The 12,535-nt window shown below is 69.6% G+C and carries 13 protein-coding genes; 7 read left to right on the forward strand and 6 right to left on the reverse strand.

The window, feature by feature from the left end; all coding sequences use genetic code 11:
- Positions 1-16: 16 nt before the first annotated feature.
- A complete protein-coding gene (locus BQ8420_RS00920) occupies positions 17-1,036 on the reverse strand; it encodes an AraC family transcriptional regulator (RefSeq protein ID WP_087095876.1) in 1,020 nt (339 codons plus the stop codon).
- A gap of 126 nt (positions 1,037-1,162) precedes the next feature.
- On the opposite strand from BQ8420_RS00920, the gene BQ8420_RS00925 reads away from it, so the two are divergent.
- Both BQ8420_RS00925 and BQ8420_RS00930 read left to right on the forward strand, forming a co-directional pair.
- Positions 1,163-2,299 carry a hypothetical protein gene (locus BQ8420_RS00925; protein WP_087095877.1) on the forward strand — a complete coding sequence of 379 codons (1,137 nt, stop codon included), beginning with the start codon at positions 1,163-1,165 and terminating at the stop codon, positions 2,297-2,299.
- Positions 2,296-3,153: an SDR family oxidoreductase gene (locus BQ8420_RS00930; RefSeq protein WP_087095878.1), complete on the forward strand. Its 858-nt coding sequence runs from the start codon at positions 2,296-2,298 to the stop codon at positions 3,151-3,153. The genes BQ8420_RS00925 and BQ8420_RS00930 overlap by 4 nt, the downstream gene beginning before the upstream one ends.
- Here BQ8420_RS00930 and BQ8420_RS32150 read toward each other — a convergent pair.
- Together BQ8420_RS32150 and mca are read right to left on the reverse strand one after the other, a co-directional pair.
- Complete coding sequence (locus tag BQ8420_RS32150) at positions 3,150-3,473, reverse strand: hypothetical protein (protein ID WP_200815744.1); 324 nt, start codon at positions 3,471-3,473, stop codon at positions 3,150-3,152. The genes BQ8420_RS00930 and BQ8420_RS32150 overlap by 4 nt on opposite strands.
- 5 nt (positions 3,474-3,478) lie before the next feature.
- Positions 3,479-4,357, reverse strand: a complete 879-nt coding sequence (gene mca / locus BQ8420_RS00940) for a mycothiol conjugate amidase Mca (protein WP_200815736.1) — start codon at positions 4,355-4,357, stop codon at positions 3,479-3,481.
- Positions 4,358-4,526: 169 nt separating this feature from the next.
- On the opposite strand from mca, the gene BQ8420_RS00945 reads away from it, so the two are divergent.
- From BQ8420_RS00945 to BQ8420_RS00955, 3 genes are all read left to right on the forward strand, one after another.
- Positions 4,527-4,943 (forward strand): DUF4307 domain-containing protein, encoded by a 417-nt coding sequence (locus BQ8420_RS00945; protein ID WP_087095880.1) that lies wholly within the window; start codon positions 4,527-4,529, stop codon positions 4,941-4,943.
- A gap of 148 nt (positions 4,944-5,091) precedes the next feature.
- Complete coding sequence (gene greA / locus BQ8420_RS00950) at positions 5,092-5,592, forward strand: transcription elongation factor GreA (RefSeq protein WP_087095881.1); 501 nt, start codon at positions 5,092-5,094, stop codon at positions 5,590-5,592.
- Between the two features lie 148 nt (positions 5,593-5,740).
- On the forward strand, positions 5,741-6,325 hold the full coding sequence (locus BQ8420_RS00955; protein ID WP_087095882.1) for an RDD family protein: 585 nt from the start codon (positions 5,741-5,743) through the stop codon (positions 6,323-6,325).
- Positions 6,326-6,347: 22 nt separating this feature from the next.
- Here the strand turns inward: BQ8420_RS00955 and BQ8420_RS00960 are convergent, their stop codons facing one another.
- Together BQ8420_RS00960 and BQ8420_RS00965 are read right to left on the reverse strand one after the other, a co-directional pair.
- The gene (locus BQ8420_RS00960; protein ID WP_087095883.1) at positions 6,348-7,682 is read right to left on the reverse strand and encodes a hypothetical protein; all 1,335 of its coding nucleotides are present in this window, start codon (positions 7,680-7,682) and stop codon (positions 6,348-6,350) included.
- Positions 7,683-7,826: 144 nt separating this feature from the next.
- The gene (locus BQ8420_RS00965; protein WP_200815742.1) at positions 7,827-8,981 is read right to left on the reverse strand and encodes an FIST N-terminal domain-containing protein; all 1,155 of its coding nucleotides are present in this window, start codon (positions 8,979-8,981) and stop codon (positions 7,827-7,829) included.
- Between the two features lie 35 nt (positions 8,982-9,016).
- Between BQ8420_RS00965 and BQ8420_RS00970 the strand changes: the two genes are divergently transcribed.
- Both BQ8420_RS00970 and BQ8420_RS00975 read left to right on the forward strand, forming a co-directional pair.
- Entirely contained in the window at positions 9,017-10,531 is a 1,515-nt protein-coding gene (locus tag BQ8420_RS00970) for a sigma 54-interacting transcriptional regulator (protein WP_087095885.1), read from the forward strand.
- A 13-nt stretch (positions 10,532-10,544) separates the two neighbouring features.
- On the forward strand, positions 10,545-11,687 hold the full coding sequence (locus BQ8420_RS00975; RefSeq protein WP_087095886.1) for a VWA domain-containing protein: 1,143 nt from the start codon (positions 10,545-10,547) through the stop codon (positions 11,685-11,687).
- A gap of 33 nt (positions 11,688-11,720) precedes the next feature.
- Here the strand turns inward: BQ8420_RS00975 and BQ8420_RS00980 are convergent, their stop codons facing one another.
- Positions 11,721-12,533, reverse strand: coding sequence for a GntR family transcriptional regulator (locus tag BQ8420_RS00980; RefSeq protein WP_087095925.1), 813 nt, complete (start codon positions 12,531-12,533; stop codon positions 11,721-11,723).
- Positions 12,534-12,535 lie beyond the last annotated feature (2 nt).

Raw genomic sequence — 12,535 nt, forward strand, 5'->3', positions numbered from 1 at the left:
GGCGAGAGCCCGCGGGTCAGGTCCGTGTCCGGGCCAGGTACACGCGCGGCGCCATCCCCTTCCAGCGTTTGAAGGCCGTGGTGAAGCTCGGGGTGTTCCGGTAGCCGAGCCGGCGGCCGGTCTCCTCCACCGTGCACCCGGCGGCGAACAGTTCCTCGGCCAGCCCCTCCCGGACCTCGTCCAGCAGCACACGATAGGAAGTGCCCTCGTCCACCAGTCGCCTGCGCAGGGTCCGCGAGCTGACGTGCAGTCGCCCGGCCACCACTTCGAGGTCGGGGACGCCGGGGAACGCGGCCATCAGGTGACCGCGGACCAGCCCGGCCACCCCGGCACGTCCGTACCTCTCTTCCAGCAGCCGCCGGCACTGTTCCTCGGCCAGGGCGGCGGCGTGCGCGTCGGCGCGCGGCAGCGGCCGGTCGAGTTCCGCGGCGTCCAGGACCAGGGCGTCCTCCTCCGCGTCGAAGCGGACGCGCGGGCCCAACAGCTTCGCGCGAGGCCCCGGATCGGCGGGCGGACGGTCCCGCAACCGGACCTCGGGCAGTTGTTCCTCCGCCAGGCCCAGCTCACGAGCGAACGCGATGATCGAGGCCAGCTCCCGGTGGACGAAGAAGCGGCGCACGTCCAAGGGCAAGTGTTCCGAATGCAGCAGCAGGCGTGATCGGGCACCGCCCTCGACCACCGACATGCCACAGAAAGCCCAGGTCAACGCCAGATACCGCAGACCCACACGGATCGCCGAACGCAGGTCGGGGCTGCCGGAGATCGCGAACCCCCAGACGCCGTGCGTGGTGAGGTGGTAGCGGGAACCGGCGAGCACCGGCAGCGCCTCGACCGTCGGGAGCGCGCCGAGCAGGTTCCGGACGATCCGTGTCTCCTGTTCCGCGCCGACCAGAGCGTGCGGGTCCTCCAGGTCGTCGACGGCGACCCGGGTTCCGTGGAGAACGGTGCTCGCGGGCACCGAATGTTCCTCGCCCAGCCGCACCAGCAGCAGGGCGCTGGCCGGACCGCGCGGCAGGTCCCACCGATGCACGACCATCACCTCCCCTCCCGAACTCGTGTCCGGAAATGTTAACTCCCTGGCCGGGCGGAGAGTGGTCCAGGCCACTCTCCGGTTCCTAGGGTGCCGTAGGAAGAGCGGTTTGCCGGAAGACGGAGGACGAGGATGAGCACAGGTCACGCCGAGGAAACCCTGGCCGACATCGGCGCGCGAAGTGTCCCGGAGTTCGAGGGGGTGCACGACGTCTGGCCGCGCGGAGAGCGGCTGAGCGCGGTCAAGGAGGCCGCCCACGCGTACAAGGAACGCTTCAAGTCCCAGGGCACGGTGCGCGCGGTGCGGTCGGTGGACATCGCCGCCGCCCCCTACCCGGTCGCGTTCGCGTTCAACAACGCCGTGTCGGTGCCGGCCCTACCGATGATCGCGATGATCAACCGCATGGTGGTGGTGCGGTACGACGACTGGGACGGACGTCCGCGCACCCTGGTGTTCGAACCGACCGTCCCGGACGGATCGGCGGAGGCCCCGTTCTACAACCACCTCCAGCAACTGATGCGCAGGATCCCGGGCGGAACCCGCCTGGCGGAGGCCTTCCTGCTCAAGTACTACAACGAACCGGGGGACGCGCTCACCAAGCTCGGACTCACCCCGGAGGACATCGACTTCTGCACCTTCGACCACCTGCACGTCCAGGACCCCCGGATGATCCTCGGGTCGAGCGAGGCGATCCCCGGGGAGAGCCGCCCGCGCGGCCCGCTCTTCGGTTCGGCGCGCATGTTGGTGCACTCCCGTGAACTGGCCACCCTGGAGTCCCTGCACCCGATGCAGTGGGCGTGGTACGTGGAGGACGGGCTCCGCGGCGTGGACCGGTCGTCGTTCGTCACCTTCGACGGGGACGTCGAACTCGGTCCCGGTGTCACCCTGCTGTGGACTCCCGGGCACACCGACGGAAACCACTCACTGCTGCTCAACACCCCCGACGGGGTGTGGGTGTCCTCCGAGAACGGCATCGCGCTGGACAACTGGCAACCCGAGCTGTCGAAGATCCCCGGGGTGCGCGGATACCACAGGCGCTACGGCCGGGAGATCTGCCCGAACGCCAACACCCTGGAGGACTCGCTCGACCAGTACGACTCGATGATCAAGGAGAAGATCCTCGCCGACCCGTGCCGCCGGGATCCGCGCTGGCTCCAGATCCTCCCCTCGACCGAACTCGCGCCGTGGAAGCGGTTCTGGCCGGTCATGCCGACGTTCACGCACGGAGGCGTCTCCTACGGCGAACTCAGCGGGGGTGGGGCACGATGACGGCGGAGACGGAGCCCGGTGGCGCCGTGGTCACCGGCGCGGGGCGCGGCCTGGGCCGGGGGATCGCCGCGCTTCTGGTGGAACGCGGGTACACGGTGCTGGTCACCGACGTCGACGGGGAGGCCGCCGCGGCCACCGCCGTGGAGCTGGGCCCGCGCGCCGCATCGATGCGGGTCGACGTTCGAGAGGAGACGCAGGTCATCGCGGCGGGCGAGGAGATCCTGGCCCGCGCCGGACGACTGGTCGTGTGGGTGAACAACGCGGGGGTGCTGATCACCGGGCCGGCCTGGGAACAGGACGAGGCGACCCGGTCCCTGATGTTCGACGTCAACGCCCTGGGAGCCGTCAACGGCACCGTGACGGCGATCCGGGCCATGCGGGAACGGGGCGCGGGGCACATCGTCAACGTCGTGTCCTTGGCCGGGATCACCTCGGTGCCCGGCGAGGCCGTGTACGCCGCGTCCAAGCACGCCGCCATCGGCTTCAGCCTCAGCACCCTCGCCGACCTACGACTGGCCGGGATCCGCGACATCGACATCTCGTGCGTGTGCCCGGACGGGATCTGGACGCCGATGTTGCACGACAAACTCGACGACCCCGAATCGGCGCTGTCGTTCTCGGGCGAACTACTGCGCCCGGAGAAGGTGGTCAAGGCCGTCGGCAGGATCCTCGACCGGCCCCGACCCGTGACCGTTCTGCCGCGGTGGCGGGGGTGGCAGTCCCGGATCGCCGACGCCCTGCCGAGGTTCGGGCTGTGGGCGCTGCCCATGGCCGTGGCCATGGGACGGAGCACCCAACGCAGGATGCTCCGATCCCAGAGGAACGGATCGCTCCGTCCCGGGCCTTCGAACTAACCCTTGTCCGTACCGCTGTCGACCGTCTCGGAACCGGCGGCCCGGACGTCGGAGTCCTTGGCCTCGGCCGTGTCGCCCTTCTCGGTCTCGACGTCCTCCTCCGTGGAGTGGTCGTCCACCGCGGACGGCGCCTTCTCCCCGGCCTCCTCGGCCCGGTCCGAGACCCCCCGGAGCTTGCCCGTCATGTTGCGCATGAGGAAGTACAGGACCACACCGATCGCGAAGATGGCGAGGAAGCCCATGACACCGGGCGTGACCGTGTCCTTGTCCAACGAGAAACTGTCGGCGAGCACCATCGTGGACGCGAGAAGGGTGTTCATGTCGTTCATACTCTCATCGTCTCGCGGACCCCTGCGAAGAGGTCCTTCTCCGGGACCTCGGTGTCCACCAGGGAACGAACGAGGTGGTAGTCCTCGGTCGGCCAGGCCTCGGACACGATCTCGTTGGGCACCGCGAACCAGAACCCGTTCGGGTCGATCTGGGTGGCGTGCGCCCGCAGCGCGTCGTGCGCCAGGTCGAAGTACTCACCGCAGTGCACCCGGGTGGTGATCTCCCAGCGACGACGGTCCTTGTCCTTGAACCGCTCGGCCCAGCCCTCGAAGGGGTTCTCCAGGCCGCGTTCGGCCAGGACCTCGGCGAGCGCCTCGAAACGCTCGGGCGGGAAACCCACGAAGTAGTACAGCTTGAGGGGCTGCCACGGGTCGCCGGCGTCCGGATAGGCGTCCGGTTCGGGCGCGGCGTCGAAGGCGTGCATCGACGCTTTGTGGGTCATGATGTGGTCGGGGTGCGGGTAACCGCCGTTCTCGTCGTAGGTGAGGATCACGTGCGGACGGAACCGGCGGATCGCCTCGACCAGGGGGGCCGCGGCCTCCTCCACCGGCAGGGTGGCGAAACACCCCTCGGGCAGGGGCGGCAGCGGGTCGCCCTCGGGCAGACCCGAGTCGACGAAACCGGCGAACTCCTGCTCGACCCCCAGGATCTCGCGGGCGCGGTTCATCTCCTCACGGCGCACCTCGGTGATGTTCTCCCGGATCTCCGGGCGTTCCATCGCCGGGTTGAGAATGTCACCGCGTTCACCACCGGTCATGGTGACGACCAGCACTTCGGCACCCTCTTGGACGTAACGCGCCATGGTGGCCGCGCCCTTGCTGGACTCGTCATCGGGATGGGCATGGACGGCCATAAGCCGCAGGCGCTCGGACAACGGAAGGATTCTCCTTGGCTCGGTCGACGACCCGGACGACCTATGGGCAGGGGTACGTCCGTACCCCCGGTGGTGCACGGCGTCGGACGACTCACGTGCGGGCCGCGTAGGGGGGCTGTCAGGTCGGGGATATCTTAGACAACACCATCCCCTCGCTCGGAGATTCCCAATGTCAGCGACCCCGGAAGATGATGCCGTGAACAGTGCCGACACAGCTCCAGCGCTTCGCAAGCGCCACGGGAACGGGCCCGTCTTCTTCGTCGTCGGCACCATCTTCGCCGTGGTGGTCACCTTCGGTTGGGGCCTTTCCGTGATGAGCTACAACGGGTTGGGCGGTGGCGTGTTCCACCAGGTGGTGACGGTCACCGCACCATCCGCCGACGAGGCGAAGATCTCCTTCGAGGTGAACAGCCGCGACGGCGCCGAGTGCCTGCTGCGCGCGTTGGACGAGCAGATGGTCGAGGTGGGTACGCACAGGGTCGAGGTCGAGCCCGGGAACCGCATGGTCCAGGCGAACTTTGAGACGGTTCGCCAGGCCGCCACGGTAGAAGTGGCCTCTTGCAGGGAACAAGGTTCGCAAGACTGACCGACCGAACCCTCCCCGACCGGACAGCAGGAGCGGGGCGGAACCCCGAGACCACGGACACCGGGCGCGTGATCGCGCTCGGTGATATTCTCGTAAGTTCAGCTCTGGCCGCCTGGTGGCCTTTGCTACTAGTACACAAGGAGTTCCCGTGACCCAGACCCGCGATGACAACGCCACCTGGCTCACCCAAGAGGCGTATGACCGGCTCAAGAACGAGCTGGACACCCTGTCGGGGCGTGGGCGCATCGAGATCGCGGAGAAGATCGAGTCCGCCCGAGAGGAGGGCGACCTCAAGGAGAACGGCGGCTACCACGCCGCCAAGGAGGAGCAGGGCAAGATGGAGGCCCGCATCCTCCAGCTCACCGAGATCCTGCGCACCGCTCGCGTCGGCGAGACGCCCCGTACCGAGGGCGTGGTCGGACCCGGCATGACCGTCACCATCATGTTCGAGGGTGACGACGAGGAGGTCACCTTCCTGCTCGCCTCCAGGGAGGAGAGCGGTGCCCCCATCGACGTGTACTCCCCCAAGTCCCCGTTGGGTTCCGCGATCAACGGCAAGAGCGTGGGCGAGACCGTCAGCTACGAACTCCCCAACGGCAAGAGCCTGGGTGTGGAGATCATCGGGGCGGTGCCTTACAGCGGCATGTGAGACGCTCCGCCCTCGGGCGGGCGACAGCACATGACGAGGGGCGGCCACGGCCGCCCCTCGTCGTGTGCCCGATGGGTCCTATTTGCTCGGTACGCTGCATTTGATCCCCGCTCGTCGACCCCCTTCGACCCAAGGAACTGGCGGCCTTATGTCCTCGCCCTACTGGAACCCCCGAGATCCGTATCAGGGTGGGCCGCCGCAGAGCGGTGGTTGGTCCTACGGAGGGCCGCCGCCGGCACAGCAGCCCCCGCCGCCCACGCCTCCGATGCCGCCGGTGCGTTACGCCGAGTTCGGCATCCGCTTGGTCGCCCGGACCATCGACGCGGTGCTGGCGTTCATCGCCGCCTTCACGTTCTTCGTCGTGCTGGTGCTCTTCACGGAGTTAGCGACCGGGGGCGGTTCGCCCACTGATGCCGAAGGAGCTCTCTGGGGCTCGTTGTTCCTCTTCGGCTGGGGACTGCTGCTGTTCTTCTACGACTGGCTCTACCTGATCACGTGGGGTCGCACCCTCGGCAAGATGATGGTGGGCATCAAGGTGGTCGACGCCACGGACCACGGCAGGCTGAGCCAGGGACAGGCCATCGGCCGGTCCATGCTGTTCTGCCTGCCGCAGTCCCTACCGTGTCTGGGCCACCTGTTCTCCCTCGGGGAGTCGATGGCCATGTTCGGCGACGAGCGGGGACGCGCCTTGCACGACCGCGTCGCCGGAACCATCGTGATCCGCACGCGCTGAATCCGGGGTCTTCGCCTGTGCTTCAGGGCTGGTCGGGGAGGCACTGTGGGGCGTCGGATCCGCCCGAGGCGAAGGCCGCCGGAACGTAGTGGTCCTCCCCGATCCGATACCAGACGTCGCTGGTGCCGTTCGGTCCACTGGCGGGGTCGCCGACGACCTGACAGGCCACGTCGACGTTGGCCTTGTGGGCGGCCAGGCCGGCGGTGTCGTGGTGGCCGGCGGGACCGGTGCGCACGATCACCGGTTCGCCCTGGGTGGCCGTGGTGATCTCCGCGCGTGCGCGGTACTCGGCGGTCCACAGGTAGTCGACCTGAACCCAGCCGTTGGTGGGCAGTTGCAGCCCCTCGTTGAAGGCGCCGTCGGCCAGGTCGATGCCGGCGGGGTTCAGCACGCGGCGACCGGAACCGTCCAGTCCGCCGTTGTGGCCCTCGGTGTAGGCGGCCTGCGCCTGGGGACGGCCCCGATCCAGGTCGCGCCAGGACTCACGGTCCTCGTTCCAGTGGTCGTCGGTGGTGTTCCAAGGGCCCACGTCCCACACGGGCAGGTAGGCGCAGCGCGGCACGTGGTCCTCGGTGTCGCCCGAGGCGTCCGGGTCGAGCTCGCCGGTGGTGCACACCCGGACGGTGTACTCGCCGCCGCCCCGGTTCGCCAGGCCACGGCGGGAGGGCAGGGCGACGAAGTGGTCGTCGGGGCGAACCGTGTGGCCGTTGGCCGTGGTGTTGCCGACCAGACCGATACGGGTGGCGAAGAGCCGGGCGGAGTACGGTCGGGGCACGTCGTCCCCCACGGACCCACCCCGCCCCTCCTCCGCGGAGTCGCTCTCCCCGGCGTCGGTGGAGGAGGACGCCACTGGGCGCAGACGCACCTCGGTGACGGAAGTGTCCTCCTTCTCCCCCTCTCCCTCACCCTCCGTGGACATCTCGACGCGCAGCTGCACCTCGGTGACGTCCTCGGGGAGGGACACCCGGCTCCCGCCGGGCCGGGTCGGGTGCCACTCGGTCCACATGCCGTCGGCGCGCACACCTCGCGCCTCGGTGAGGACCTCCTCCTCGTCGCCGATGGTGGTCACGGCCACGTCGACGGTGTCGGTGGGGGCTTCCAGCACGTGTTCGGGGAAGGTCGCCAGTCCGGTGCGCCGTTCGGTGGTGTCCAGCCGGGGCGAGACACCCAGGACCTCCCCGGAGCCCAGACGCAGTGCCCCCGAGTCGAGGGCCAGCCCGATCCGGTCGGTGGAGGACAGGTCCTGCTCGAACCAGGTGGTGTCCGCCGAGGCCGCTCCGGGGACGGACAACGGGGCCAACAGGGCGAATACCCCGAGTGCCACCAGGGGCGCTGTGGTGCGCCGATTCTGCGCCATCGTTCCTTCTCTCGCCAATGACCTGAAGTGAAGAATATGATCACTCTCAGTAACTAACGGAACGCACGCGCATACAAGGAACCAACGCCGGGTGTTGGTGATACAGCGGTAAAAGTCCGACTTGGAACAGGACGACCCGAGGTGTCAGGGGGCGAAGGCCAGCAGACAGGCGGTGAACCCGTGCACGTGGTTCACCCCGGAGACCGGACCGATCTCCCCCGCCGCGAAGAACCCCGCCACCGGTGCGGCGCCCAGGATCCGCCGGACCGCGAGCACATCGTGGTCGGCTCGGGTGAACAGGCCGTCACCGCGACCGTTGCAGGAGAACAGCAGCCCGGCGCCGACCGCGTGTTCGGCCCCGAACTCGGTCAGTCTGCGCGCGAAGTCCTCGTCGGCGGTGCCGGCGTCCCGGACCTGGAAGCGGACGGTCTGTCCGATCTCCACCATGTCGCCGATGGTCAGCCCGCCCAGTTCGGAGTCGGCGCCCACCAGGCTCCGGATGAGGAAGTCGCCGTGCTCGTGCTGGTCGGCGTACTCGTCCATGGCCACACCGATGTGCAGGCCACGTTCGGCGAGCTCACGGTCCTCGTCGGAGAGCTCCTCGACCAGTTCCTCCAGCTTCTCGTAGGCGTTCTCCCCGGCCAGTTCGAGCAAGAGGTTGCCCTCGGCCTTGGTGACGGTCATGCTCGGGCCGACCGGACGGCAACCCTGGCTGACCACGGTGCCCAGCACACCCTCGCCACCGATGAGGACGCCGATGGCCCCGTTGTCCACCACCTCGCCGTCACTGAACAGCCGCACCGAGTCCTCGCCGCGCATGCCGTCGGCCATCCCGCCGATCAACGGCAGCCCGTCCAGGGCGGCGGTGGTCTCTCGGACGAACGCCTGGGTGGGGAACTCGTAGGGGTTGGTGAGCAGGATGCCGGCCCGGTCGTTCGGCCCCGGTTCGCGCATACCCACCACCGCGAGCTGCTCGTCCTCCACCACGGTGTCCAGACGGAACGGGGTGAGTTCCACCTCGGGAAGACGGGCGGCCCAGACGCTCACCGCGCCCTGGCCCTCCACACCGCGGCCGCCGCCGAGCACACCGGTGGCGCTACAGCCCAGGGTGACCGCGCCACCGGACAGTTCCATGACCTTCGCACCCGCGAGCGTGACCTCTTCGGGGTCCGTCCCACTGACGAAGAAGCACACGAGGTCGGCGAGCCCGTCCACCTGTTCCAGGGCTTGCAGAACAGCGCGCTCGGCCGCGTTCACGAGGTCGGCCCCCGTCGTCAGAGCATCGCCGAACCTTGTCACTGCCACCCCCGTCTTCGCCGGCCACGACACCGGCCATGGGAACCTTACGGTCCCATTCTTCCATTCGTACTCCCAGGGGCTTTCCTGCATCTGGCCCCTCAAACTCTCCCGGGCCTACACTGCTTGCCGTGACCTATGCCTCACCACAGCCCGGCGGGTACGCGCACACCCTCGGCGCACTGCGCGAATCCGGCCATGTCCACCGTTCCACCGCGGCCGAACTCCGAGAAAACCTCCTGGCCCGCATGGGCGCCGGGCTGCCCCGTTTCCCGGGGGTGCACGGGTTCGACCACACGGTGCTGCCCCAGCTGGAACGGGCGCTCATCGCCGGTCACGACGTGGTGCTGCTCGGGGAACGCGGGCAGGGCAAGACCCGCCTGATCCGCACGGTGGCGGGACTGCTCGACGAATGGTCACCCACGGTGACGGACTGCCCGATCGGCTGTCACCCCTACGCGCCGACCTGTCCGTCCTGTGCGCGCCGGTCCACGACGGAAGGGGACGATCTCCCCGTTCGATGGCGGCACCGGGACGAGCGCTACGGCGAGAAGTTGGCGACCCCCGACACCGGCACGGCCGAACTGGTCGGTGACGTCGACCCCGCCCGGCTGGCCGAGGGCCGCTCCCTCGGCGACCCGGAGACGATCCACTACGGACTGCTGCCACGCGCCAACCGAGGGATCTTCTGCGTCAACGAGCTGCCCGACCTGCCGGCGCGGGTCCAGGTGGCGCTGTTCAACGTGTTGGAGGAACGCGACCTTCAGGTGCGCGGATACAGTCTGCGGCTGCCCCTGGATTTGGTGCTGGTGGCCAGTGCCAACCCGGAGGACTACACGAGCCGGGGGCGGATCGTCACCCCGCTCAAGGACCGTTTCGGCGCCCAGGTGCGCACCCACTACCCGCCCGACCTCGACCACGAGTTGGCGCTGTTGCGACAGGAGGCGGAGCTGCCCGAGGGCACGGTCGTGCCCTCGCACCTGTTGGAGACGGTGGCCCGGTTCGCCCGTCTGGTACGCGGCTCCAATCGGGTGGACCAGCGGTCGGGGGTGTCGGTGCGGTTGACCGTGGCCGCCGCCGAGACCGTGGCGGCCTCCGCCCTGCGCCGCGCGGCGCTGACCGGGGAGGAGGTGCCGGTGGCGCGGGTCTGCGACCTGGTGGGGGTGGCCGAACCCCTCCTGGGCAAGGTGGAATTCGAGACCGGCATGGAGGGCCGTGAGTCCTCGATCCTGGAGACGCTGCTGCGCCGCGCCGTCGCGGAGACCTTCCGGGCCCGGCTGGGCGAGGCCGACCTGGAACCGTTGGGCGACCGTTTCGCCGGTGGCGGCACGGTGGAGAGCGGTGACCTGGTGGGCGCCGCCGAACTGCTGCGCCGGGTGGGGACGGTACCGGGGCTGGCCGGGCTGATCGCGCGGGCCGCCCCCGAGGACGTGGACGGACCACCCACCCCGGGGCTGGCCGCGGCGGTGGTGGAGTTCGCGTTGGAGGGTCTGTACCTGGAACGACGACTGTCCAAGGACACCGCGCCCGACGGTGGCGTGTACCGGTTCTGAGAGGGCGTGTGGTGTGAGGTTTCGTTACCGGGCCTACATGGGCGGACCCGACCCGTTGGCCGATGAGGGACCACCGCCGCGTGAGGCGGTGCGCGCCGCCGGTGAGCTGCGCGCGCTGATCACCGACGCGCTCTCCGATCGGGAGTCCTCCGAAGCGGAGGCGGCGCTGCTGTCCGCCGCGGAGGAGGCGCTGGGACGCTACGGGGCCGGGGAACGGTCCGCCGTGGAGGAGGTGGACACCGTGGCGCTAGGCGGTCTGCTGGGTTCGGAGGGCCGTGAACGCCTGGACCGGTGGGACGAGGCCGACCACGGGTTGACGCCGCGCGAGCTGCGCCGGTTGGGCGAGGTGGCGCTGGCCGAGATCGAGGCGGCGCCGAGCGTACGGGGTGGAGACCATCGCGGCGGTTCCGGGCACGCCGGGGAACCGACCGGCGCGAGTGTGCCGCACGACGGCCTCGATCGTCCCCTGGATCCGCTGTCCACCCTGCGCGCGGCGATGGTGCGCCGTGCCGCCGAGGGAGACCTCGCGGGGGTGAACGGGACGCCCCTGCGGACGGACGACCTGCGCTACGCGGAGACCGAACCGACCGGTGCGGCGGTGGTGTGCCTGTTGGTCGACCTCTCCCATTCGATGACCACACGGGGCCTGCACGAGGCCGCCACCCGCACGGCCCTGGCTCTGCACACCCTCGTGCGCACCCGGCGGGCCGAGGACCGGATGCTGGTGATCGGGTTCGGCGACCGGGCCCGGGAGATGACCCCGGCGGAGCTGGTCGAACACGACTGGCGTCGGGTGCCCGGCACCAACCTCCAGCACGCGCTGCACCTGGCCCGCGCCCATCTGCGGCGGCACCGGGGACTGCGGCCCGTGATCATGGTGGTCACCGACGGAGAGCCCACGGCGCACTTGGGCGAGGACGGCGACGCTCGGTTCGCCTGGCCGCCCACTCCGCGCACGGTGGGGGTCACCACGGCCGAGCTGGACGCGGCGTTGGCCGAGGGGGCGGAGCTGACGTTCTTCCTACTGGCCGACGATCCCCGGCTGCGCGCCTTCCGGGGGTTGTTGGAGCGGCGGCGCGGGGTGCGCGTGGTGGACGCCGACGCCGAGGTCCTGGGACCCCTGGTGGTCGGGCGCTACCTCGACGGGGAGGGCTGAACCGGCCGGGCCCGGGTCGGGGATCCCGTGGGGTCAGCGCTCGAAGATGTTGACGTCCGAGGCCATGAGCAGGAGCTCCTCGGGTGCGTCGCCGCCCGAGTACAGCATCTGGTGGCGGTTGGCGGGCATGAGCGTCTCGGTGAAGCGCAGCGGTCGTTCCCCGTCGTAGGCGGAGCGTTCCTGCACCAACAGCGGGATGCCGGGACCCAACCCGAAGGCCTCGGCCTCGTCCGGTGAGGGCATGCGCGCGCCCACGATGTCCCAGTTCCAGTCCTCACGGAAGCCCAGGTCGCGCATGACGGCGGTCGCTCCGCCCTCCAAGGGTTCGGGGGACATCAGCGCGGTGCCGCCGGCGATCGCGAACGGGAAGTAGGTGATCTGGGACTGCCAGAGGCTTCCGTCGACGAAACGGTCCGAGGAACGGATCACGACGAGACCGCCGTGTTGTTGCCCGTCGTCGTTCTGGGGGCGCAGCCGTTTGGCCACCTTGGGCCGCATGGTGTCCAGGCTGACCTTGATCTTCTCGTCGATGTCGTGGTAGCCGGCCTGAAGCAGTCGGGGCTGGTAGCCGGCCTGAAAGCGTTCGGAGTCGCTGCCGCCGGAGACCGGGGTGGCCAGGTGGAGGAACGGCTGGTGGTCGGCGACGAAGGCACCGCGGCCGGGCATGATGTCGATGCGGCCCTCGTCCTGGAGGATGCGCATGCCCAAGCGCGCGGTGGCGCGCGAGACCCCGAGGTCGTCGGCGAGATCCTCCTCGCCGGGTAGTCGTTCACCCGGCTCGTAGTCGCCTCTGGCGAGGGCCTCGCGCAGGTGGTCGGCGACCAGCGTCTTCTTCGGTGTGCTCATGC

It is taken from the genome of Nocardiopsis sp. JB363, assembly GCF_900143625.1.
Classification (GTDB): domain Bacteria; phylum Actinomycetota; class Actinomycetes; order Streptosporangiales; family Streptosporangiaceae; genus Nocardiopsis.

What these genes read in the sequence shown, in the direction of transcription:
- BQ8420_RS32150 (WP_200815744.1), bottom strand. Translation starts at nt 3,473, where the DNA reads ATGAACACCCTTCTCGCGTCCACGATGGTGCTCGCCGACAGTTTCTCG.
- BQ8420_RS00980 (WP_087095925.1), bottom strand. Translation starts at nt 12,533, where the DNA reads ATGAGCACACCGAAGAAGACGCTGGTCGCCGACCACCTGCGCGAGGCC.
- BQ8420_RS00945 (WP_087095880.1), top strand. Translation starts at nt 4,527, where the DNA reads ATGTCAGCGACCCCGGAAGATGATGCCGTGAACAGTGCCGACACAGCT.
- BQ8420_RS00920 (WP_087095876.1), bottom strand. Translation starts at nt 1,036, where the DNA reads ATGGTCGTGCATCGGTGGGACCTGCCGCGCGGTCCGGCCAGCGCCCTG.
- BQ8420_RS00960 (WP_087095883.1), bottom strand. Translation starts at nt 7,682, where the DNA reads ATGGCGCAGAATCGGCGCACCACAGCGCCCCTGGTGGCACTCGGGGTA.
- BQ8420_RS00930 (WP_087095878.1), top strand. Translation starts at nt 2,296, where the DNA reads ATGACGGCGGAGACGGAGCCCGGTGGCGCCGTGGTCACCGGCGCGGGG.
- BQ8420_RS00925 (WP_087095877.1), top strand. Translation starts at nt 1,163, where the DNA reads ATGAGCACAGGTCACGCCGAGGAAACCCTGGCCGACATCGGCGCGCGA.
- BQ8420_RS00970 (WP_087095885.1), top strand. Translation starts at nt 9,017, where the DNA reads ATGGGAACCTTACGGTCCCATTCTTCCATTCGTACTCCCAGGGGCTTT.
- BQ8420_RS00955 (WP_087095882.1), top strand. Translation starts at nt 5,741, where the DNA reads ATGTCCTCGCCCTACTGGAACCCCCGAGATCCGTATCAGGGTGGGCCG.